Raw genomic sequence first — 20,382 nt, 5'->3', positions numbered from 1 at the left:
CGTTCGATAGGGTCTGCGGCGATGCACAAGACCCTGATCGTGACCAACGACTTCCCGCCCCGGCCCGGCGGCATCCAGGCGTTCCTGCACAACATGGCGCTCCGGCTCGACCCCGAGCGCCTCGTCGTCTACGCCTCCACCTGGAAGCGCTCCCGGGAGGGAGTCGAGGCGACCGCCGCCTTCGACGCCGAGCAGCCGTTCACCGTCGTGCGGGACCGCACGACGATGCTGCTGCCGACCCCGGCCGCCACCCGGCGGGCCGTCGGGCTGCTGCGTGAGCACGGGTGCACCTCGGTGTGGTTCGGGGCGGCGGCGCCGCTCGGCCTGATGGCACCGGCACTGCGCCGCGCGGGCGCGGAGCGGATCGTGGCCACCACCCACGGCCACGAGGCCGGATGGGCCCAGCTCCCCGCCGCGCGGCAGCTGCTGCGCCGGATAGGGGAGTCCACGGACACGCTCACCTACCTGGGCGAGTACACGCGCTCCCGGATCGCCTCGGCGCTCACCCCGCAGGCCGCCTCGCGGATGGTGCAGCTCCCGCCCGGGGTCGACGAGAAGACCTTCCACCCCGATTCGGGCGGCGACGAGGTGCGGGCGCGCCTCGGACTGACCGACCGCCCGGTCGTCGTGTGCGTCTCGCGGCTGGTGCCGCGCAAGGGCCAGGACACGCTGATCCGGGCGATGCCCGCGATCCTGGCCGCCGAGCCGGAGGCCGTCCTGCTGATCGTCGGCGGCGGTCCCTACGAGAAGGACCTGCGCCGGCTGGCGCGGGACACCGGCGTGTCCGCGGCCGTCCGCTTCACCGGCTCCGTCCCCTGGTCGGAGCTGCCCGCCCACTACGGCGCCGGTGACGTCTTCGCGATGCCCTGCCGCACCCGGCGCGGGGGACTGGACGTCGAAGGGCTCGGCATCGTCTACCTGGAGGCCTCCGCGACCGGTCTCCCGGTGGTCGCCGGCGACTCCGGCGGCGCCCCCGACGCGGTCCTCGACGGCGAGACCGGGTGGGTCGTCCCCGGCAACTCCCCCGAGCAGACCGCCGACCGCGTCACCACCCTCCTCGCCGACGGCGAACTCCGCCGCAGGATGGGGCAGCGGGGCCGTGAATGGGTCGAGGAGAAGTGGCGCTGGGACCTCCTGGCGGAGAACCTGAAGAGGTTGCTCTGACGAGCCTGTTGCGCGGCACGCCGTCAGGGTCACCCCCCCAGGGGCGCGGGGAACTGCGCGACAAGCCCCGGACAACCCGCACCCGCCGACGGCGACCACGGGGCACCCCGAGCCGCGCCCCCTCACCGCCTACTTGGCGTAGATCGCCTCGATCTCGTGCGCGTAGTCCTTCGCCACCACATTCCGCTTCAGCTTCAGCGACGGAGTCAGATGCCCCGACTCCTCGGTGAACTGCGCCGGCAGAATGCGGAACTTCCGCACCGACTCCGCCTTCGACACCGCCGCGTTCCCGTCGTCCACCGCCGTCTGGACCGCCGCGAGCAGATCGGGATCGTCGCACAGTGACGCCGCGGTCGACCCCGCCGGCTTGCCGTGCTCGGCGCACCACCGGCCCAGGAACTCCTCGTCGATGGTGACCAGAGCACCCACGAACGGCCGCCCGTCGCCCACCACCATGCACTCCGCGACCAGCGCGTGCGCCCGGATCCGGTCCTCGATGACCGCCGGGGCGACGTTCTTGCCGCCCGCCGTCACCAGGATCTCCTTCTTGCGGCCGGTGATCCGCAGATAACCGTCCTCGTCCAGCGTGCCGATGTCACCGGTGTGGAACCAGCCGTCGGCGAGCGCCTCGGCGGTGGCGCCCGGGTTGTTCCAGTACTCCTTGAACAGGTGCTCGCCGTGCAGCAGCACCTCCCCGTCGTCCGCGATCCGGACGACCGAACCGGGCAGCGGCTGGCCGACCGTGCCGATCTTCTGCCGGTCCCACGGGTTGAACGCGGTGGCCGCGCAGGACTCGGTCAGGCCGTAGCCCTCCAGCACGCTGAAGCCGATGCCGCGGAAGAAGTGGCCCAGGCGCTCGCCCAGCGGGGCGCCGCCCGAGATGGCGTACTCGCCGCGGCCGCCCAGCACCGCGCGCAGTTTGCCGTAGACCAGCTTGTCGAACACCTTGTATTTGATCTTCAGGCCGACCGACGGCCCGGACGGCGTGTCCAGCGCCTGGCTGTAGGCGATCGCCGTGTCCGCCGCCTTGTCGAAGATCTTTCCCTTGCCGTCGGCCTGCGCCTTGGCCCGCGCCGCGTTGTAGACCTTCTCGAAGACCCGCGGCACGCCGAGGATCAGCGTCGGCCGGAACGCGGCCAGCTCGTCGGTCAGGTTCTTGATGTCGGGCACGCAGCCCAGCTTGATCGGCGCCATCATCGGCGCGATCTGCACCAGCCGTCCGAAGACGTGCGCGAGGGGCAGGAACAGCAGCACCGAGCACTCGCCGGTGCGGAACAGCGGACGCAGCCGCTCCACGATGTTGCCGCACTCGGCGAAGAAGCTGCGGTGGGTGAGCACGCAGCCCTTGGGGCGGCCGGTGGTGCCGGAGGTGTAGACGATGGTGGCCGGGTCGTCCGCCTTCGCGACCGAGCTGCGCTCCTCGACGGTCTCGTCGCCGACGCCCTGCCCGAGCCGGCCCAGCTCCTCGAGGCCGCCGGACTCGATCTGCCACAGGTTCTTCAGCGCGGGCAGCCGGTCGCGCACCGACTCCACGGTCGCCGCGTGGGCGTCGAGCTCCACGAAGCAGGCGGTGGCACCGGAGTCGCCGAGGATCCACGCCACCTGCTCCGGCGAGCTGGTCTCGTACACCGGCACGGTGACCGCGCCGGCGCTCCAGATCGCGAAGTCCAGCAGCGTCCACTCGTAGCGGGTGCGGGACATCAGGCCGACCCGGTCGCCGGGCTGCACACCGGCGGCGATCATGCCTTTGGCGGCTTCCCGCACCTCCGCCAGGAAGGTGGTGGCCGTCACGTCCTGCCAGGCGCCACCGGCCTTGCGGGCGATGACGGCGACGTCGGGGTGCTGCGCGGCGTTTCTGCGGACGATGTCGGTCAGATTGCCGTCCGCGGGGACCTCGTACAAAGCCGGAAGGCTGAACTCGCGCAAGACTGCTGCTCCTCTTAGGGCGCCGGCGCCACGACGTTGTGCGATGCGACGGTGCGGTCCAAGGCTCGGGCGGGTGCTCGCGAATTCACAAGTTGAAATCCCGAGCACGACTGGACTGCCCGGACGTTACCCGCCGGTATGGCGTCTACGACAGGGGGTCCCGGCGAGATGTTCGCTGCGTCACACAGGTTGGTGTTTCATTGCGCACAGTAGTCCACCCCGGGACCGACCAGCCAGTAACCGCAGGTGGGCCCGCCATTGTTCACGCGGCCCGCACACGCTTACCCTTGATCGCCATGGCAGCGACACGAGGCGGGAACCGGCGCGCACGCGTGCACGTGGTCAGCGACGTGCACGGCAACGCCCGTGACCTCGCGCGGGCCGGCGAGGGCGCCGACGCCCTGGTCTGCCTGGGCGACCTGGTGCTCTTCCTCGACTACGCCGACCATTCGCGCGGCATCTTCCCCGACCTGTTCGGCGCCGAGAACGCCGACCGCATCGTGGAGCTGCGCACCGCCCGCCGCTTCGACGAGGCGCGCGAGTTCCAGCGGCGGCTGTGGGCCGGCATCGGCATGGACAAGGCCGCGGCGATCGAGACGGCGGTGCGCAAGCAGTACGCCGAGATGTTCGCCGCCTTCCCCACACCTACGTACGCCACCTACGGCAACGTCGACATGCCGCCCCTGTGGCGGGAGTACGCGGGCCCCGGCACCACCGTCCTCGACGGGCAGCGGGCGGAGATCGGCGGCTGGACCTTCGGCTTCGTCGGCGGTGGCCTGCGCACGCCCATGCGCACGCCGTACGAGATCGGCGACGAGGAGTACGCCGCGAAGATCGAGGCCGTCGGCGAGGTCGACGTGCTGTGCACGCACATCCCGCCGGAGGTGCCGGAGCTGGTCTACGACACCGTCGCCCGCCGGTTCGAGCGCGGCAGCCGGGCGCTGCTGGACGCGATCCGCCGCACCCGGCCCCGCTACGCCCTGTTCGGCCACGTGCACCAGCCACTGGTGCGGCGGATGCGGATCGGCGCCACCGAATGCGTGAACGTGGGTCACTTCGCGAGCAGCGGCCGGCCGTGGGCGCTGGAGTGGTGAGGCCGGAAGGGGGCGGATGTCCCAGGTCGGGTGCGTTCCGCCGGTCCGGCGCACGGTAGCCTTCCGCTGCACGCGCGTGCGCTCGGCGCACAGCGCACGGCGATGACGACTACCGGCCCGCATCTGGAGGAGCCACGGCGATGGCGGAACACACCAGCTCGAGCATCACGATCGAGGCGGCACCGGCCGACGTCATGGGGGTGATCGCCGACTTCGCCCGCTATCCCGACTGGACGGGCGAGGTGAAGGAGGCGGAGGTCCTCAAGACCGACGAGCAGGGCCGCGCCGAGCAGGTGCGCCTGGTCATGGACGCCGGCGCGATCAAGGACGACCAGACGCTGGCGTACACCTGGACCGGGGGCAACGAGGTCTCCTGGACCCTGGTGAAGTCCCAGATGCTGCGCTCCCTCGACGGCTCCTACGTCCTCACCCCGGCCGGCCCGGGCACCACCGAGGTCACCTACCGGCTGACGGTCGACGTCAAGATCCCGATGCTCGGCATGATCAAGCGCAAGGCGGAGAAGGTCATCATCGACCGCGCCCTGGCAGGCCTGAAGAAGCGCGTGGAGTCCACCCCGAAGTAACGCGCGACGGCACCCCGCGGGCGCGGGCGGGCGCAGCCCGTCCACGCCCGCCGTCCGTTACCGTTCACCCAATGCGCACCCTCCTGATCACGGGCCCGGGTGGCGGCGGACGCACGACCGTCGCCGCCGCCACCGCGCTCGCCGCCGCCCGTGGGGGTGCCCGCACCCTGCTCCTCGGCACCGACCGCACCGACACCCTCGGCCCCGTGCTGGGAGGGGCGGCACCGCCCGGACTCACCGTGCGCCGCGTCGACCCCGACGCCGGCTTCCGCGCCGATCTGGCCGCCCTCCAGAACCGGGCCGCCTCCGCGCTGGACCTCCTCGGCGCCGCCCGGCTCGAACCCGAGGAGACGGGCACGCTCCCCGGCGCCGAGGAACTCGCCGTCCTGCGCGCCCTGCGGGACGCCGCGCTGTCGGAGGCGTACGACGTCCTCGTCGTCGACCTCCCGCCCGCCCCGCGCGCCCTCTCCCTCCTCGCCCTCCCCGAGGAGCTCCGCGGCCACCTGCGCCGCCTCCTGCCGCCCGAGCGCCAGGCGGCCCGCGCCCTGCGCCCCGTGCTCGGCCGCCTCGCCGGCGTACCCCTGCCCGCCGGATGGCTGTACGAGACCGCCGCCCGCCTGGACCTCCAGCTCGCCGCCGTCGAGGCCGTGCTCGCCGACCGTGACACCGTCGTACGCCTGGTCGCCGAACCGGGACCCGCCGGCGCCGACGCCGTGCGCGCCGCGGCCCTCGGCACCGCCCTGCGCGGGCTGCGCACCGACGCGCTGATCGCGACGCGCGTCCTGCCGGAGAGCGACGCGGGCGGCTGGCTGGCCGGCCCCGTCGCCCAGCAGCGCAAGACCCTGGAGGAGTGGCGCGAGTCCCACGACGTCCACCCGGTCGCCCACCTCGGACACGACCCGCGCGGCGCCGACGACCTCGCCGCGCTCGCGGTGCCCGGCGCCGGGACGGGCCGCGGACCGGTCGTCTGGCCGGTCACCGACCGGCTCGCCGAGGACGGCGTCCTCGTCTGGCACCTCCCCCTCCCGGGCGCCCGCCGCGACGAACTCGACCTCGTCCGCCGCGGCGACGGCATCGTCGTCACCGCGGGCCCCTTCCGCCGCACGGTCCCCCTGCCCTCCGCGCTGCGCCGCTGCACCGTCGACGGCGCCGCACTGCGGGAGGGCGAACTGCGCATCCGGTTCCGGCCGGATCCGGCACTGTGGCCGCGCACGCGCTGAAGCCACCACGGCCGTTCGGGTAACGTCGAGGGGGCCACCCGCAGTCGAAGGAGCCTCCCATGAGCGAACAGCTCCCCCCGTCCGACGACGCCGGGGACGACAACGTCGACAAGCCGGTGGACGACGCACGGACGGCCGGCGCCGAGGCCCACGCCGACGCGTGGGCGACGGCCGCCGCCGAGGACCTGGAGGCGGAGCAGGCCCGCCGCCGCGCCCAGTACGGCCCGCAGCCCGGATCGGCCGCCGAGGAGCTGAGGAAGCTCGTCGACGCGGTCGCCGACAAGCTCTCCGGTCTGCAGTCCCCGCTCCTCGGCGCGGTCGCCGGACCCGCCGCCCAGCAGATGGTGCGGCAGGTCGTCCAGCAGGCCAGGGCCGCCGTCGAACCCGTCATCGAACGCAACCCCGACGTCTTCGACCACCTCGCCGCCGCCGGCAACGAACTCCTCGCCGCCTACCGCTCCGCCGTGCAGGACCAGGAGCGCCGCTGGACCGCACGCGACACCGACGCGCGCGACCTCGACGAACGCCCGGGCCGCGGCGACGACCCGGGCACCGGGTCCGGTGAGCACATCGACCTGGACTGACACCCCGGTCCCCCGTGGACACCCATGATCCCCGCCGGCCCGTTCACCGTACGGACGCCGGGGCCCCCACCGCTGTGCCTCGGGTACCGTTGGCGTAGCGGGGCTCGACCGGAACTGAGGGATTCATGGGACTCACCATCGGCGTCGACATCGGCGGCACCAAGATCGCGGCCGGAGTGGTCGACGAGGACGGCAACATCCTCTCGACCCACAAGGTGCCGACCCCGGGCACGCCCGAGGGGATCGTGGACGCCATCGCCTCCGCCGTGGAAGGAGCGCGCGCCGGACACGACATCGTCGGCGTGGGCATCGGTGCGGCCGGGTACGTCAACCGCCAGCGCTCCGAGGTCTACTTCGCCCCCAACATCCACTGGCGCAACGAGCCGCTCAAGGAGAAGGTCGAGGCCCGCGTGGGTCTCCCGGTCGTCGTGGAGAACGACGCCAACGCCGCGGCCTGGGGCGAGTACAAGTTCGGCGCGGGCAAGGGCCACCGCAACGTCATCTGCATCACGCTCGGCACGGGCCTCGGCGGCGGCGTGATCATCGGCAACAAGCTGCGCCGCGGTCACTTCGGCGTGGCCGCCGAGTTCGGCCACATCCGCATGGTGCCGGACGGCCTGCTGTGCGGCTGCGGCTCGCAGGGCTGCTGGGAGCAGTACGCCTCCGGCCGCGCCCTCGTCCGCTACGCCAGGCAGCGCGCCAACGCCACCCCCGAGAACGCCGAGACGCTGCTCTCGCTGGGCGACGGCACCCCGGACGGCATCGAGGGCAAGCACGTCTCCATGGCCGCCCGCCAGGGCGACCGGGTGGCGGTCGACTCCTACCGCGAGCTGGCCCGCTGGGTCGGCGCCGGCCTCGCGGACCTGGCCTCGCTCTTCGACCCCTCCGCCTTCATCGTCGGCGGCGGCCTCTCGGACGAGGGCGAACTGGTCCTCGGCCCGATCCGCAAGTCCTACCGGCGCTGGCTGGTCGGCGGCAACTGGCGCCCGGTCGCCGAGGTCCTCGGCGCCCAGCTCGGCAACAAGGCGGGCCTCGTCGGCGCGGCGGACCTGGCCCGCCAGCCCGACCCCATCATGTGACACCGCCCCCCACGCGCACGGCCGCGCCCGCCTGACCCTCCGGGGGACGGCGGGCGCGGCCGTTTCTCCGCCCGCACGCACCCGTACACGTCGGCGTGTACGGGCCGCGGCCGGGCGCCGCGCGTAACCCCGCCCGGCTGCCGGGTCGTTGTACGGCTGCACGGTGTGCCGGTGAAGCGACAAGGGGGTCGTCGTCATGGCGAACGGCAGCACGCTTGAGTCGTCCGACAGTCTCAGGGCGTTCGGGGCGGCCTTGAAGACGTTCCGCGAACGTGCCCTGATGACCCAGGAGCAGCTCGCCGAGCGGCTCAACTACTCGTACGCCTCCGTGGCCTCGGTCGAGCAGGGCCGGCGGATGCCCACCGCCGCCTTCGTCGAGCGGGCGGAGGAGGCGCTGGAGGCGTTCGGAGTGCTGCGCGCCATGGCCCGTCACGTCGGGCGGCAGCGCGGGCTGGCGGTCTGGTTCCGGGAGTGGGCCCAGTTGGAGGAGGTGGCGGTCGCCCTGTGCACGTACGAGTGCCGGGTGGTCCCGGGTCTGCTCCAGACGGAGGCGTACACACGGGCGGTGATGCTCAACGTCCCGCCTCCGCCCAGTGAGGAGCAACTGGAGCAGCGGATCGCGGCCCGGCTGGCGCGGCAGGAACTGCTCGGGCGCAGGCCGCCGATCGCGTTCAGCTTCATCGTCGAGGAGTCGGTACTGCTGCGGCACACGGGTGGAGAGGACGTCACCCGGGAGCTGATCGACCATCTCCTGGCGTCCACCGAGCTGTGGAACGTCGAGTTGCAGATCATGCCGCTGCGGCAGCCGTATCACGCCGGTACGGACGGGCCCATGCAACTCCTTGAGACACCCGAACGGCAGTGGCTCGGGTACGCGGAGGGGCAGAAGACGGGGCAACTGGTTTCTGACCGAGAAGCCGTGAGCGTCATGCAGATGCGCTATGCCAAGATGCGCTCACACGCCCTGTCCCCAGCGGACTCGGTCGAGTTGTTGCAGCGGATGAGGGGAGCGCCATGAACATCGTCGGCGGGCTGGACTGGTTCAAGAGCAGCTACAGCGGGTCCGAGGGAGACAGCTGTGTGGAGGTGGCCTTCTCCTCCACGGGAGTGCACGTACGGGACTCCAAGACGCAGGACGGGCCGCGCTTCGCCGTCTCCCCGGAGGCGTGGCGTGACTTCCTCGACCGTATCGAGGCGTGACGCCGAGCGGGTCGGCGTATCTTGATCCCTATGGCGACGACTCCGCTGCTGCCCGACTCCCGGACCGAGTCCGACGGTTCGGCCGTCATCCGGGTTCTGAGTTACAACATCCGTTCGATGCGGGACGACACCGCCGCTCTCGCCCGGGTGATCACCGCCTGCGCGCCCGATGTGGTCCTGCTGCAGGAGGCCCCGCGGTTCTTCCGGTGGCGCAAGAAGCTCGCCCGGCTCGCCTCCGCGTCGGGGCTGGTGGTCCTCTCCGGAGGTGCCACCGCCGCCGGGCCCGCGATCCTGTGTTCCCTGCGGGCCGGCGTCGAGCGCACCGAGGACGTGCTGCTGCCGCTCACCCCGGGGCAGCACCGGCGCGGGTTCGCCACCGCCGTCGTACGGTTCGGCGGGGCCCGGATCGGCGTGCTGAGCTGTCATCTGTCCCTGCGGCAGGACGAGCGGTACGAGCAGGGCGGGATGCTGCTCGACCGGCTCGCCGGGATGGGCGTGGAGCACGCCGTGGCCGGGGGCGACCTGAACGAGCGGCCGGAGGGGCGCACCTTCCGGCGGCTGGCCGAGTCACTCACCGACTGCCGGGCGGCGGCACCCTGGGGCGGCGAGCACACCTGGACCCGCGACGCACCGCACCGGCGGATCGACGCCCTCTTCGCCACCAAGGGCGTCGAGGTGCTCGGCTGCGGGGTGCCGCTGGAGCAGCCCGGCGTGAGCGGGCGCGACCTCGCGGCGGCCACGGACCATCTCCCGGTCCTGGCCGCCCTCAGGGTGCCGGCCGCCTAGCCGCGGTCAGACCACCGCGCCCCGGCCCGGGTCGTCGTCGTCCTCGTCGTCCGTGCGCATGCGCATCACCAGCGTGGCGAAGCCGCCCAGGAAGCCGCCGATGCACAGCGTGCTCAGCCACCAGGTCATCTCCCAGCCGAGCAGGATCGCCAGCAGCAGGAGCACCGGGCCGCCCAGGACGCCGAGCCAGGCGAACTTCGAGGTGACGTCCGCGTCCGGCAGCGGCGGCGGCTCCGGCGGTACGAAGTGGCCCTCGTCGGTCTCGTCGAGGTCGTCGTCCGAGGACTCCTGCACGCTGTAGTCACGCGGGCCGACCCCGGGGGCGAAGGAGACGGAGCCGCCGAGCGGCTTGGCCGGCTTGTCCTCGGCCTTCCGCGGCGGCGCCTCGGCCTCGACACCGTCCTCCGCGTTGGTCTCGGTCTCCAGCAGCGCCAGGTCCTCGACGGACTTGAACGGCTTGGCGCCCGGCGGGTCCGGCGGCTCCTCCCCGTACCCGGCGACGATCGCCTCCCACGCGGCGGCCTCGTCGAGGGGGGTGCCCTTCTCCTCCGGCTCGCGGCCCTCACGGTCCGAGTCGTGCTCAGCCACCTCTGGTCGTCCCTTCCTTGCCGAGACCGGGCTCCTTGACGGCGCCGGGTGCCAGCCGGCCGATGAACGCGGTGCTCTCCCGGAAGATCCGCTCCGCGTCATGGTCCAACGTCGCCACGTGATAGCTCTGTTCCAGCAGGATCTCCGTGACGTCCGTCGACGACACCCGGCCGAGGATCCGCGCCGAGTCCGCGGGCGGCACCACGTGGTCCTGCGGGCTGCGCATCAGCAGCAGCGGCTGGGTGACCTGGGGGAGTTCCCCGTCGACGAGCCGGAAGAAGTTCCGCAGGGAGTGCGCCGCGTGCAGCGGCACCCGGTCGTATCCCAGCTCCCTGCTCAGCGGCTTCGCGATGTCGCTCGCGATGCCCTTGGTCGCGGGGACGAGATGCCGGAGCACCGGGAGGGCGTGCGCGGCCACACCGTGCACCTTGTTCGCCGGGTTGACGACCATCACCCCGCTCACCGCGTCACCGTGCCGGGCGGCCAGCCGCAGCGCCAGCGCGCCGCCCATCGACAGTCCGGCAACGAACACCCGGGCGCTGCGGACCCGCAGCAGGCGGAGCTCGCGGTCCACCTCCGCGTACCAGTCCTGCCAGCCGGTGACCCCGAGGTCCTCCCAGCGGGTGCCGTGCCCGGGGAGCAGCGGCAGCGAGACGGTCAGACCGTGCTCGGCGAGATGCTCCGCCCAGGGGCGCAGCGACTGCGGCGAACCGGTGAAGCCGTGGCAGAGGAGAACGGCGGTCGGGCCGCCCTCGTGGCGGAACGGCTCGGCTCCGGTCAGGAGCGGCACCTTCGGCCTCCTGTTCCTGGGACTCGTGGGACTCGTGGGACGCGTGGGAAGCAATCCGGCACGCCATGACGGCCGGGGAAGGACGGCACACGGATTGCAGGACCTTCACCGTACGCGACCGCACTGACACCGACCAGGGCCGTCGGGTCCTTTGACGGTGCTCCGGGATATGGTCTGACCGACACGCACAGGAGGCACTCGGTTGTTGTACGGCACGATGAAGGTCGCCATCGGGGGGCCGCTGAAGCTCGCCTTCAGGCCCTGGGTGGAGGGCCTGGAGAACGTTCCCGCCGAGGGCCCGGCCATCCTGGCCAGCAACCACCTGTCGTTCTCGGACTCTTTCTTCCTGCCGGCCGTGCTGGACCGCAAGGTCACCTTCATCGCCAAGGCCGAGTACTTCACCACACCGGGTGTGAAGGGCCGTCTGACGGCCGCCTTCTTCAAGGGCGTGGGCCAGCTCCCGGTGGACCGCTCCGGTGCGCGCGGCGCGGGGGAGGCCGCCATCAAGAGCGGCATAGAGGTGCTGGAGCGCGGTGAGCTGTTCGGGATCTACCCGGAGGGCACCCGCTCGCCCGACGGCCGTCTCTACCGCGGCAAGCCGGGCGGTCTCGCGCGCGTGGCACTGGCCACCGGGGCGCCCGTGATCCCGGTCGCCATGATCGACACGGAGAAGATCCAGCCCCCGGGGCAGGTCCGGCCGAAGCTGATGCGGCCGGGCATCCGCATCGGCAGGCCGCTGGACTTCAGCCGCTACCAGGGCATGGAGCACGACCGCTTCGTCCTCCGCGCGGTGACCGACGAGGTCATGTACGAGATCATGAAGCTCTCCGGCCAGGAGTACGTCGACATCTACGCCACCGCCATGAAGCGGCAGCTCGCGGAGGCGGCGAAGGCCGAGAAGGAAGCGGAGAAGTCGGCGAAGGCCGCCCTCGCCCGCGCGGAGAAGGAACAGGCCGAGAAGCTGCGGGCCGCGATGGAGCAGCCCGGCCGGGAGCGGACCGAGCGGCGGTCCGGCCCCTAGGCGGGGCCCGGGGCGGAGAGCAGAGGGGGCGTGGGGACATGGCCAGGCGCGAGAGAGTCATGCGCATGTCGGTCGAGCAACCGATGTGGCGTGCGCTCGCCGGCTACCGGGTCCTCACCATGATGTACGCGGTCGGTCTGTTCGCCGCCGCCCACGAGGAGTTCGCCCGCCCCTGGCTCGCCGTCGCCTACTTCGCCGTCCTGGTGGTGTGGACCCTGGCCACGCTGCCCAAGGTCGCGAGCGCCGCCGCCTGCACCAAGCCCTTCCTCACCGCCGACCTGACCCTCGCCCTCACCGGCATCCTGCTCACCCCCGTCGCCGACGCGGCCGAGCGCGTCCACGCGGGCGGCCCGACCCTGCCCTCCATATGGACCGCGGGATCGGTGCTCGCCTTCGCCATCAAGGGCGGCTGGCGCTGGGCGGCCCTCGCCTCCACCCTCGTCGCCGTCGCCAACCTGATCGAGCGCGGCGGCCCCGCGCGCGACACCGTGCACAACGTGATCCTCGTCTGGGTCGCCTCCATCGCCATCGGCTACGTCGTCGAGGTCGCCCGCGCCTCCGAGCGCACCCTCGCCCGCGCCCTGGAGATCGAGGCCGCGACCCGGGAACGGGAGCGCCTCGCGCGGGACATCCACGACAGCGTGCTCCAGGTGCTGGCGATGGTGCAGCGGCGCGGCGCGGTGATCGGCGGCGAGGCCGCGGAACTCGGCCGGCTGGCCGGCGAGCAGGAGGTGGCGCTGCGCACCCTGGTCTCCGGCGGTCTCGTACCGGTCTCCCGTGCCAGTGAGGACGCCGCCCAGGGCGCCGTCGTACGGGCCGTGGACCGGGACGAGGACGAGACCGCCGACGACGGGCCCGCCGACCTGCGCGCACTGCTCGCCCCCCACGCCGGGGCCCTGGTCTCCCTCGCCGAGCCCGGAGCGCCCGTGCTGCTCGCACCCGCCGCCGCACGGGAGGTGGCCGCCGCCGTCGGGGCCGCCCTGGACAACGTCCGCAGGCACGCGGGTGCCCGGGCACGCGCGTGGATCCTGGTCGAGGACGAACCGGACGAGGTCGTCGTCACCGTCCGGGACGACGGACCCGGCATCCCCGAGGGCCGGCTCGCCCAGGCCGAGGGCGAGGGCCGGCTCGGAGTGGCCCTGTCCATCCGGGGCCGGCTGCGCGACCTCGGCGGCAGCGCGGAACTGGTCTCGGTACCGGGCCAGGGCACGGAGGTCGAGCTGAGGGTGCCCAAGGACAAGCGGGAAGCGAACGACCCGCGGGGGAAGGCGGAGCAGCGATGACGGACACCACCGGGACGCACCCGGAGCCGATCAAGGTCATGGTGGTCGACGACCACCCCATGTGGCGCGACGCCGTCGCCCGGGACCTGTCCGAGTCCGGCTTCGAGGTCGTCGCCACCGCGGGCGACGGCGAGCAGGCGGTGCGCCGCGCCAGGGCCGCCGCACCCGACGTCCTCGTCCTCGACCTGAACCTGCCCGGCAAGCCCGGCGTCCAGGTCTGCAAGGAGGTCGTCGCCGCCGACCCTGCCGTCCGGGTGCTCGTCCTGTCGGCCAGCGGCGAGCACGCCGACGTCCTGGAGGCCGTGAAGTCCGGCGCCACCGGCTACCTGCTGAAGTCCGCCTCCACCGAGGACCTCCAGGACGCCGTGCGCCGCACCGCCGCCGGCGACCCGGTGTTCACACCCGGCCTGGCCGGACTGGTCCTCGGCGAGTACCGCCGGCTCGCCTCCGAACCGGCCGGTGCCGCCCCCGCCGACGGCGGGACCGAGGCCCCCCGGCTGACCGAACGCGAGACCGAGGTGCTGCGCCTGGTCGCCAAGGGCCTCAGCTACAAGCAGATCGCCGAACGTCTCGTCATCTCCCACCGCACCGTGCAGAACCACGTGCAGAACACCCTGGGCAAGCTCCAGCTGCACAACCGCGTGGAACTCGTCCGCTACGCCATCGAGCGCGGCCTCGACGACGAGTAGGCCGCCCCCGTGCCTGGCCCGGACGGACCGGGGGCACCCGTATATTCGCCGGTACGGCAATGATTCGCACGACACCCGGAGGAAGACCCGTGGAGATCCTGGCGTTCGGTGTGCAGGCGGACGAGAAGCCCCTGATCGAGCGGGCCTTCGAGGGCCACCACCCGGTGCGCGGGCTGGACGTCTTCCTCAACGCGGACACCGCGCCCATCGCGGCCGGCCACGAGATCATCTCCACCAGCGTCAACTGCGACCTCGGCGCCGAGGTGCTGTCGGACCTCGCGGCCGGCGGCACCCGGATGGTCGCCCAGCGCTCCACCGGCTTCAACAACGTCGACCTGGAGGTCGCCGAACGGCTCGGCCTGACGGTCGCCCGGGTGTCGTACTACTCGCCCCACTCGGTCGCCGAGTTCGCCTGGACCCTCGCCATGGCCGTCAACCGCCGGATCGTCCGCGCCTCCACCCGCACCCGCGACTTCGACTTCCGGCTCGACGGACTGATGGGTCGTGACCTGCACGGCCGCACCGCCGGCGTCCTCGGCACCGGGAAGATCGGCGAGGCGTTCGCCCGGATCGCCCACGGCTTCGGCATGCGGCTCCTCGGCTGGGACGTCGCCGAGAACCCCGCCTGCAGGGAACTCGGCATGACCTACGTCCCCAAGGACGAGCTCCTCGCCGAGTCCGACCTCGTCTCCCTGCACGTGCCGCTGATGCCGGCCACCCAGCACCTCATCGACGCCGCCGCCCTGAAGACGATGCGGGACGACGCGATCCTGGTGAACTCCAGCCGCGGCGGCCTCATCGACACCGCGGCCCTCGTCACCGAGCTGCGCGCGGGCCGCTTCACGGGCGTCGGCCTCGACGTGTACGAGGCGGAGGCGGGCCTGTTCTTCCTCGACAAGTCCCTGGAGGCCGTCGACGACGACACCCTGGCCCGCCTCGTCACCTTCCCCAACGTGCTGGTCACCTCCCACCAGGCGTACTACACCGAGGACGCCGTCGGGCAGATCGTCGGGACCACGGTGAACAACGTCCTCGACTACACCGCGGGGCGGCGCTCCGAGAACGTGCTGGTGCCCCGGAGCTGACCCATCAGCTCCCGCACGAGCTCCGCGCCGTTCAGGGTCAGCACCGACTCGGGGTGGAACTGGACGCCCGCGAAACCGGGTCCCCGCAGCGCGTGCACCTCCCCGCCCGCCGTGCGGCTCACCTCGACGCCGTGCGCGGCCAGCTCCCGCGCGGCGTCCTCGTCACAGCGCGCCACGAAGCTGTTGTAGAAGCCGACGGTCTCCGGCCGCCCGAACAGGTCGATCTCCGTCTGCGCCCCCTGGTACGGCACCTCCTTGCGCACGATCTCCAGGCCCAGCTCGGCCGCGATCAGCTCGTGGCCGAGGCAGACCCCGAGGAGGCCGTGCCGGTTCTCCCGGACGGCCTCGGCGGTCAGCCCGCGCAGGAACCGCATCTTCGGGTCGGCCGTGTCGGACGGGTCGCCCGGTCCGGGACCCAGCACCAGCGGGCCCTCGTGTCCGAGCACCGTCTCCCGCAGGCCCGGCTCGTCGTAGCGGCGCACGCTCACCTCGAGACCGGTGGCGCGCAGCACATGGGCGAGCATCGCGGTGAAGGTGTCCTCCCCGTCGACGACCAGCGCGTGACCGGTCAGCGCCTGTGACCGCTCCTGCATCCGCAGCCAGAAGGGCGCCAGCGACGCCCTGCGCCCGTCCAGCGCCGCCCGCACCCGGGGATCGTCGGCCAGGCCCGGCCGTCCGGACTCCGCGCGCGGCCGCCCGGGCCGCACGCCCAGCGCGGTCAGCACCCCGGCCGCCTTGGCGTGGGTCTCCGCGACCTCGCCCGCCGGGTCCGAGCCGCGCACCAGCGTGGCCCCGACCGGCACCCGCAGCCGCCCGGAGGCGTCGATGTCGGCGGTACGGATGAGGATGGGGGAGTCCAGCGTCTGGGCCCCGCCCTCGTCGCGGCCGACGAGGGCCAGCGCGCCCGCGTAGTAGCGGCGCCCGCCCACCTCGTGCCGCTCGATCACCCGGCAGGCGTTCTGCACCGGCGACCCGGTGACGGTCGCCGCGAACATGGTCTCCCTCAGCACCTCGCGCACGTCCAGCGAGGACCGGCCGCGCAGCTCGTACTCGGTGTGCGCGAGGTGCGCCATCTCCTTCAGCCGGGGCCCGACGACGACCCCGCCCATGTCGCCGACGGTGCACATCATCTTGAGCTCCTCGTCGACGACCATCGACAGCTCCTCGATCTCCTTGCCGTCGGCGAGGAACTCCAGCAGGTGCTCGGGGGCCGGCCCCTCGGCCGGGTAGCGGTAGGTCCCGCTGATCGGGTTCATCACGACCGTCCCGCCCGACGCCCGGACGTGCACCTCGGGACTGGCTCCGACCAGGGTCCTGTCCCCGGTGTGGACGACGAACGTCCAGTACGCGCCCCGCTCGCCCTCGAGCAGCCGCCGGAACAGCGCCAGCGCGTCGGCCCGCCCGAACCCGGGGATCTCACCCTCGTACGTCCGCCGGATCACGAAGTTGGCGCCCTCGCCCCGCCCGATCTCCTCGTCCAGGACCCGCCCGACGATCCGCGCGTACTCCTCGTCGCCGACGTCGAAGCCGCCGCCCTCGACCCGGACGTCATGGGCCGGGAGCCGGTCGAGGACCTGGGCCAGCGGGAACTCGTACCGCTCCTGGGGTGTCAGCACCAGCAGCGGGGTGCCGTCGTCACGGACGTCGAAACCGCGCTCGCGGATCTGCCGGAAGGGGACGAGGGCCAGCCCCTCGTCGGGCAGGTCGGCCAGACGCTCGCGGGTGGCGACCGGGCCGATCAGCAACTCCACGACCTCGTGGTCGTGTCCCGGCGTGCGGCGGCGCAGCAGGGCGAAGGGACGGTCGTCGTCGGGGAGCTGTGCCAGGTCCATGGTGGGTTCCTCGTCTCGTCGCTGTCATGAGCGGTGAGGAACGACCCCGGAAACCACCGAAGGCCGCCCCTCGGGCGGCCTTCGCGAAGTCTGTGCGTACGCGCAGTCAGTGGGCCGCCGGGAGAGCGGTCCACCACCAGGTGCGGGTCGAATGCGCGAACATGGCGGGCACGTTACACGATGCGACGCGTGACATGTGCGGTCTCGCGTCGTCATGGGTGGTGCTCCCCGCCACTGCGGGGATGTCTGATCCGCCTCTCCGCCGAGCCGGGTGGAGAGGCTCTTGTCTCATCTGCTGAGCGCCGGAATGGACGGCTGATGCGACCGCGTACTGTGGGGCGTGTGACCGTTAACGCTGATTCTCAAAGCGTCGCCGCTCAGGCGACCTGGCGAAAACTGCCGGCGGCGCAGCAGCCCGAGTACCCGGATGCCGAGGCTCTGCGCGATGTGATCGCCGAGCTCGAAACGTATCCCCCGCTGGTGTTCGCCGGCGAGTGTGACCAGCTGCGCGCGCGTATGGCGGCGGTTGCGCGAGGTGAGGCGTTTCTGCTCCAGGGCGGTGACTGTGCCGAATCCTTCGAGGCGGTGTCCGCCGAGCACATCCGGGCGAAGTTGAAGACGCTGCTCCAGATGGGCGCCGTCCTCACCTACGCCGCGTCGGTGCCCGTGGTGAAGGTCGGCCGGATCGCCGGCCAGTACTCCAAGCCGCGCTCCAAGCCGACCGAGACCCGCGACGGGGTGACGCTGCCGACGTACCGCGGCGACTCCGTCAACGGCTTCGAGTTCACCGAAAAGGCCCGCGTCCCGGACCCCGAGCGGCTGAAGCGGATGTACCACGCCTCCGCCTCCACGCTGAACCTGGTGCGCGCCTTCACCACCGGCGGCTACGCCGATCTGCGCCAAGTGCACGCCTGGAACCAGGACTTCGTGAAGTCGTCCCCGTCGGGGCAGCGCTACGAGCAACTGGCCCGCGAGATCGACCAGGCGCTCAACTTCATGCACGCCTGCGGCGCCGACCCGGAGGAATTCAAGACGGTCGAGTTCTACGCCTCGCACGAGGCGTTGCTGCTCGACTACGAGTCCGCCCTGACCCGGGTGGACTCGCGCACCGGCCGGCTGTACGACGTCTCCGGGCACATGGTGTGGATCGGTGAGCGCACCCGGCAGCTGGACCACGCGCACATCGAGTTCGCCTCGAGGATCCGCAACCCCATCGGCATCAAGCTGGGTCCCACGACCGCCGCCGAGGACGCGCTGCAGTACATCGACCGCCTCGACCCCGAGCGGGAGCCGGGCCGGCTGACCTTCATCGTCCGCATGGGCGCCGACAAGGTCCGCGACAAGCTCCCCGAGCTGGTGGAGAAGGTCACCGCGTCCGGCGCCACCGTGGCCTGGGTGACCGACCCGATGCACGGCAACACCTTCGAGGCGGCCTCCGGCCACAAGACCCGGCGCTTCGACGACGTGCTCGACGAGGTCAAGGGCTTCTTCGAGGTCCACAAGGAGCTCGGCACGCACCCGGGCGGCATCCACGTGGAGCTCACCGGCGACGACGTCACCGAGTGCGTGGGCGGCGGCGACGAGATCTTCGTCGACGACCTGCACCAGCGTTACGAGACGGCCTGCGACCCGCGGCTCAACCGCAGCCAGTCGCTGGACCTGGCGTTCCTCGTCGCGGAGATGTACCGGGACCAGTAGCGGAACCGGCCGCCGGCACGGCGCGAGGGGTGGGGCGCGGATCACACGGGATCGCGCCCCACCCCACTTCTGTGCCCCCCGGGTGACAGGTAAGGTTAGGTTAGCCTCACCGACCAGGGGTCGGGACGGCTCGACCCAGCACTTCGTCGGGAGGTGACCCGCGTGTTCGTCTGCAGCTGCTTCGGCGTGACCGAGGAACAGGTGAAGGGACACGCGGAGGCCGGTGCGTGCACGCCCCGGCAGATCGCCTCCGCCTGCAAGGCGGGCACCGACTGCGGCGGTTGCGTACGGCGCATCCAGGCCCTGCTCGGCCGTGGCTCCTGCCCGCGCCGTGAGCTGACGGGCCAGGGCGAGCCGCCGCACACGACGAAGCTCCCCGAAGCCGCCTAGGCCTGCCCCTAGTGCGTCGAGAATCCGCCCGTGCCCGGTCCTGAGGCGTCCGGCTGGGACTGTTCGACGACCGTCGACAGGTAGAGCGCCTCGCCCAGCTTCTCGATCAGATCCAGCTGGGTGTCCAGATAGTCGATGTGGTGCTCCTCGTCGGCCAGGATCGCCTCGAAGATGTTGGCCGACGTGATGTCGCCCTTGGTGCGCATGACCTCCACCCCGCGGCGCAGCCGGTCGATCGCCTCCAGCTCGACCTCCCGGTCGGCCTGGAACATCTCGGTGACGGTCTGCCCGACCCGGACGTGGAACAGCCGCTGGTAGTTCGGCAGGCCGTCGAGCAGCAGGATGCGGTCGGTCAGCACCTCCGCGTGCCGCATCTCGTCGAAGGACTCCGCACGCGTGTACACGGCGAGTTTCGTCCAGCCCTTGTGGTCCTGCAGCTTCGAGTGCAGGAAGTACTGGTTGATCGCCGTGAGCTCGGCGGTCAGCTGCTCGTTCAGGAATTCGATGACCTCGGGGTCGCCCTGCATCGCATGGGCTCCTTCCGCGCGGGAACTGGCAGGTTGGGGCGCATGATTCCATCGGCGGGGAAGATCGTCCAGTAAGTGTTGACTTAGTAAGTACGTACATGCTTAGTCCGTTATGCGCCTCATTGTCCGAACCTGTCGAGCCCGGTTCGGGGCATCGCCGCCGGTCTGTCAGGATGGAGACATGGGTCAGCCGGCGGAACGCGAATCGGGGGAGCGCGCATCAGGGGGAGCGGCGCATCCCCTGCTCCCGCCGGGGCAGCGACTGCAGAAGGGCTGGCCGGTCACGCACTACGGACCGGTCCCCAAGTTCCGGCCCGAGCGCTGGGAGTTCCGGGTCTTCGGCGCGACCGCCGACGGTGAGAAGCACTGCTGGAACCACGAGGCCTTCACCGCCCTGCCGTACGCCACGGTCGTCGCCGACCTGCACTGCGTCACCAAGTTCAGCATGGTCGGCGCCGAGTGGGGCGGTATCCCGGCGCGCACCGTCGTGGACCTCGCCCCGCCCGCCCCCGACGTCACCCACGTCATGGTGTGGGCGGAGTACGGGTTCAGCTCCAACCTCCGGCTCGCGGACTTCACGTCCGCGCGCTCCCTCTTCGCCACCCACAAGGACGGCGAACTGCTGACCGCCGAGCACGGCTTCCCGCTGCGGCTGATCGTCCCCCATCTGTACGCCTGGAAGGGCCCCAAATGGGTGCGCGGCGTGGAGTACATGACCGCCGACCGCCGCGGCTTCTGGGAGGAGCGCGGCTACCACAACGTCGGCGACCCCTGGAGGGAGCAGCGCTACTCCTACCAGGAGGAACCCGGGGACGGCCCCGAACTCTGAACCGCCGCGCGGC

General features: G+C 72.1%; 22 protein-coding genes. 16 read left to right on the top strand and 6 right to left on the bottom strand.

Annotation, left to right across the window (positions count from 1 at the left end):
* The first annotated feature begins 21 nt into the window (after nt 1-21).
* Nucleotides 22-1,164, top strand: coding sequence for a glycosyltransferase family 4 protein (locus tag BU52_RS09385; RefSeq protein WP_037931186.1), 1,143 nt, complete (start codon nt 22-24; stop codon nt 1,162-1,164).
* Between the two features lie 129 nt (nt 1,165-1,293).
* Here the strand turns inward: BU52_RS09385 and BU52_RS09380 are convergent, their stop codons facing one another.
* A complete protein-coding gene (locus BU52_RS09380; protein ID WP_037931184.1) occupies nt 1,294-3,090 on the bottom strand; it encodes an AMP-dependent synthetase/ligase in 1,797 nt (598 codons plus the stop codon).
* Between the two features lie 296 nt (nt 3,091-3,386).
* Between BU52_RS09380 and BU52_RS09375 the strand changes: the two genes are divergently transcribed.
* From BU52_RS09375 to BU52_RS09340, 8 genes are all read left to right on the top strand, one after another.
* Nucleotides 3,387-4,184 carry a metallophosphoesterase family protein gene (locus BU52_RS09375; RefSeq protein ID WP_051858069.1) on the top strand — a complete coding sequence of 266 codons (798 nt, stop codon included), beginning with the start codon at nt 3,387-3,389 and terminating at the stop codon, nt 4,182-4,184.
* A gap of 140 nt (nt 4,185-4,324) precedes the next feature.
* Nucleotides 4,325-4,768, top strand: coding sequence for an SRPBCC family protein (locus tag BU52_RS09370; protein ID WP_037931183.1), 444 nt, complete (start codon nt 4,325-4,327; stop codon nt 4,766-4,768).
* Nucleotides 4,769-4,839: 71 nt separating this feature from the next.
* Nucleotides 4,840-5,988 (top strand): ArsA family ATPase, encoded by a 1,149-nt coding sequence (locus tag BU52_RS09365; protein WP_037931181.1) that lies wholly within the window; start codon nt 4,840-4,842, stop codon nt 5,986-5,988.
* A 59-nt stretch (nt 5,989-6,047) separates the two neighbouring features.
* Entirely contained in the window at nt 6,048-6,572 is a 525-nt protein-coding gene (locus BU52_RS09360) for a DUF5304 domain-containing protein (RefSeq protein ID WP_037931179.1), read from the top strand.
* Nucleotides 6,573-6,697: 125 nt separating this feature from the next.
* Nucleotides 6,698-7,651, top strand: coding sequence for an ROK family glucokinase (locus tag BU52_RS09355; RefSeq protein WP_037931177.1), 954 nt, complete (start codon nt 6,698-6,700; stop codon nt 7,649-7,651).
* 196 nt (nt 7,652-7,847) lie between these two features.
* Nucleotides 7,848-8,669, top strand: coding sequence for a helix-turn-helix domain-containing protein (locus tag BU52_RS09350; RefSeq protein WP_037931175.1), 822 nt, complete (start codon nt 7,848-7,850; stop codon nt 8,667-8,669).
* Nucleotides 8,666-8,851 (top strand): DUF397 domain-containing protein, encoded by a 186-nt coding sequence (locus tag BU52_RS09345; protein WP_037931173.1) that lies wholly within the window; start codon nt 8,666-8,668, stop codon nt 8,849-8,851. Before BU52_RS09350 ends, BU52_RS09345 begins: the two co-directional genes overlap by 4 nt.
* Nucleotides 8,852-8,881: 30 nt before the next feature.
* The gene (locus tag BU52_RS09340; RefSeq protein ID WP_037931171.1) at nt 8,882-9,637 is read left to right on the top strand and encodes an endonuclease/exonuclease/phosphatase family protein; all 756 of its coding nucleotides are present in this window, start codon (nt 8,882-8,884) and stop codon (nt 9,635-9,637) included.
* A 6-nt stretch (nt 9,638-9,643) separates the two neighbouring features.
* Here the strand turns inward: BU52_RS09340 and BU52_RS09335 are convergent, their stop codons facing one another.
* Complete coding sequence (locus tag BU52_RS09335) at nt 9,644-10,225, bottom strand: hypothetical protein (RefSeq protein ID WP_037931169.1); 582 nt, start codon at nt 10,223-10,225, stop codon at nt 9,644-9,646.
* Nucleotides 10,218-11,015, bottom strand: coding sequence for an alpha/beta hydrolase (locus BU52_RS09330; RefSeq protein ID WP_037931167.1), 798 nt, complete (start codon nt 11,013-11,015; stop codon nt 10,218-10,220). The genes BU52_RS09335 and BU52_RS09330 overlap by 8 nt, the downstream gene beginning before the upstream one ends.
* Nucleotides 11,016-11,232: 217 nt before the next feature.
* Here BU52_RS09330 and BU52_RS09325 point away from each other — a divergent pair, with 217 nt between their 5' ends.
* From BU52_RS09325 to BU52_RS09310, 4 genes are all read left to right on the top strand, one after another.
* Nucleotides 11,233-12,036 (top strand): lysophospholipid acyltransferase family protein, encoded by an 804-nt coding sequence (locus BU52_RS09325; protein ID WP_037931552.1) that lies wholly within the window; start codon nt 11,233-11,235, stop codon nt 12,034-12,036.
* A gap of 38 nt (nt 12,037-12,074) precedes the next feature.
* Nucleotides 12,075-13,319: a MacS family sensor histidine kinase gene (macS, locus tag BU52_RS09320; protein ID WP_037931165.1), complete on the top strand. Its 1,245-nt coding sequence runs from the start codon at nt 12,075-12,077 to the stop codon at nt 13,317-13,319.
* Nucleotides 13,316-14,008 (top strand): response regulator, encoded by a 693-nt coding sequence (locus tag BU52_RS09315; protein ID WP_037931163.1) that lies wholly within the window; start codon nt 13,316-13,318, stop codon nt 14,006-14,008. Before macS ends, BU52_RS09315 begins: the two co-directional genes overlap by 4 nt.
* Before the next feature lie 89 nt (nt 14,009-14,097).
* Nucleotides 14,098-15,093 carry a 2-hydroxyacid dehydrogenase gene (locus BU52_RS09310; protein WP_037931160.1) on the top strand — a complete coding sequence of 332 codons (996 nt, stop codon included), beginning with the start codon at nt 14,098-14,100 and terminating at the stop codon, nt 15,091-15,093.
* On the opposite strand, the gene BU52_RS09305 is transcribed toward BU52_RS09310, so the two are convergent.
* Together BU52_RS09305 and BU52_RS37120 are read right to left on the bottom strand one after the other, a co-directional pair.
* Nucleotides 15,045-16,925 carry an anthranilate synthase family protein gene (locus tag BU52_RS09305; protein ID WP_037931159.1) on the bottom strand — a complete coding sequence of 627 codons (1,881 nt, stop codon included), beginning with the start codon at nt 16,923-16,925 and terminating at the stop codon, nt 15,045-15,047. The genes BU52_RS09310 and BU52_RS09305 overlap by 49 nt on opposite strands.
* A 106-nt stretch (nt 16,926-17,031) precedes the next feature.
* Nucleotides 17,032-17,088 (bottom strand): trp operon leader peptide, encoded by a 57-nt coding sequence (locus BU52_RS37120; protein ID WP_125510426.1) that lies wholly within the window; start codon nt 17,086-17,088, stop codon nt 17,032-17,034.
* 179 nt (nt 17,089-17,267) lie between these two features.
* Between BU52_RS37120 and BU52_RS09300 the strand changes: the two genes are divergently transcribed.
* Together BU52_RS09300 and BU52_RS09295 are read left to right on the top strand one after the other, a co-directional pair.
* Nucleotides 17,268-18,623 carry a class II 3-deoxy-7-phosphoheptulonate synthase gene (locus tag BU52_RS09300; protein ID WP_037931157.1) on the top strand — a complete coding sequence of 452 codons (1,356 nt, stop codon included), beginning with the start codon at nt 17,268-17,270 and terminating at the stop codon, nt 18,621-18,623.
* A 153-nt stretch (nt 18,624-18,776) separates the two neighbouring features.
* Nucleotides 18,777-19,013 (top strand): (2Fe-2S)-binding protein, encoded by a 237-nt coding sequence (locus BU52_RS09295; RefSeq protein ID WP_200881169.1) that lies wholly within the window; start codon nt 18,777-18,779, stop codon nt 19,011-19,013.
* An 8-nt stretch (nt 19,014-19,021) separates the two neighbouring features.
* Here the strand turns inward: BU52_RS09295 and bfr are convergent, their stop codons facing one another.
* Entirely contained in the window at nt 19,022-19,540 is a 519-nt protein-coding gene (gene bfr, locus BU52_RS09290) for a bacterioferritin (RefSeq protein WP_037931154.1), read from the bottom strand.
* 181 nt (nt 19,541-19,721) lie between these two features.
* Between bfr and BU52_RS09285 the strand changes: the two genes are divergently transcribed.
* Nucleotides 19,722-20,369: a sulfite oxidase-like oxidoreductase gene (locus tag BU52_RS09285; protein WP_037931153.1), complete on the top strand. Its 648-nt coding sequence runs from the start codon at nt 19,722-19,724 to the stop codon at nt 20,367-20,369.
* Nucleotides 20,370-20,382 lie beyond the last annotated feature (13 nt).

This window comes from Streptomyces toyocaensis (assembly GCF_000725125.1).
Taxonomy (GTDB): Bacteria; Actinomycetota; Actinomycetes; order Streptomycetales; family Streptomycetaceae; genus Streptomyces; species Streptomyces toyocaensis.
This window is presented reverse-complemented; position numbering and strand designations above follow the sequence as displayed.

Bases quoted from the DNA above. Each gene is read 5' to 3' on its own strand.
- BU52_RS09370 (WP_037931183.1), top strand. From the start codon at position 4,325: ATGGCGGAACACACCAGCTCGAGCATCACGATCGAGGCGGCACCGGCC.
- BU52_RS09375 (WP_051858069.1), top strand. From the start codon at position 3,387: ATGGCAGCGACACGAGGCGGGAACCGGCGCGCACGCGTGCACGTGGTC.
- BU52_RS09385 (WP_037931186.1), top strand. From the start codon at position 22: ATGCACAAGACCCTGATCGTGACCAACGACTTCCCGCCCCGGCCCGGC.
- BU52_RS09360 (WP_037931179.1), top strand. From the start codon at position 6,048: ATGAGCGAACAGCTCCCCCCGTCCGACGACGCCGGGGACGACAACGTC.
- BU52_RS09365 (WP_037931181.1), top strand. From the start codon at position 4,840: ATGCGCACCCTCCTGATCACGGGCCCGGGTGGCGGCGGACGCACGACC.
- bfr (WP_037931154.1), bottom strand. From the start codon at position 19,540: ATGCAGGGCGACCCCGAGGTCATCGAATTCCTGAACGAGCAGCTGACC.
- BU52_RS09305 (WP_037931159.1), bottom strand. From the start codon at position 16,925: ATGGACCTGGCACAGCTCCCCGACGACGACCGTCCCTTCGCCCTGCTG.
- BU52_RS09345 (WP_037931173.1), top strand. From the start codon at position 8,666: ATGAACATCGTCGGCGGGCTGGACTGGTTCAAGAGCAGCTACAGCGGG.
- BU52_RS09350 (WP_037931175.1), top strand. From the start codon at position 7,848: ATGGCGAACGGCAGCACGCTTGAGTCGTCCGACAGTCTCAGGGCGTTC.
- macS (WP_037931165.1), top strand. From the start codon at position 12,075: ATGGCCAGGCGCGAGAGAGTCATGCGCATGTCGGTCGAGCAACCGATG.
- BU52_RS09340 (WP_037931171.1), top strand. From the start codon at position 8,882: ATGGCGACGACTCCGCTGCTGCCCGACTCCCGGACCGAGTCCGACGGT.
- BU52_RS09285 (WP_037931153.1), top strand. From the start codon at position 19,722: ATGGGTCAGCCGGCGGAACGCGAATCGGGGGAGCGCGCATCAGGGGGA.
- BU52_RS09355 (WP_037931177.1), top strand. From the start codon at position 6,698: ATGGGACTCACCATCGGCGTCGACATCGGCGGCACCAAGATCGCGGCC.
- BU52_RS09325 (WP_037931552.1), top strand. From the start codon at position 11,233: ATGAAGGTCGCCATCGGGGGGCCGCTGAAGCTCGCCTTCAGGCCCTGG.
- BU52_RS09315 (WP_037931163.1), top strand. From the start codon at position 13,316: ATGACGGACACCACCGGGACGCACCCGGAGCCGATCAAGGTCATGGTG.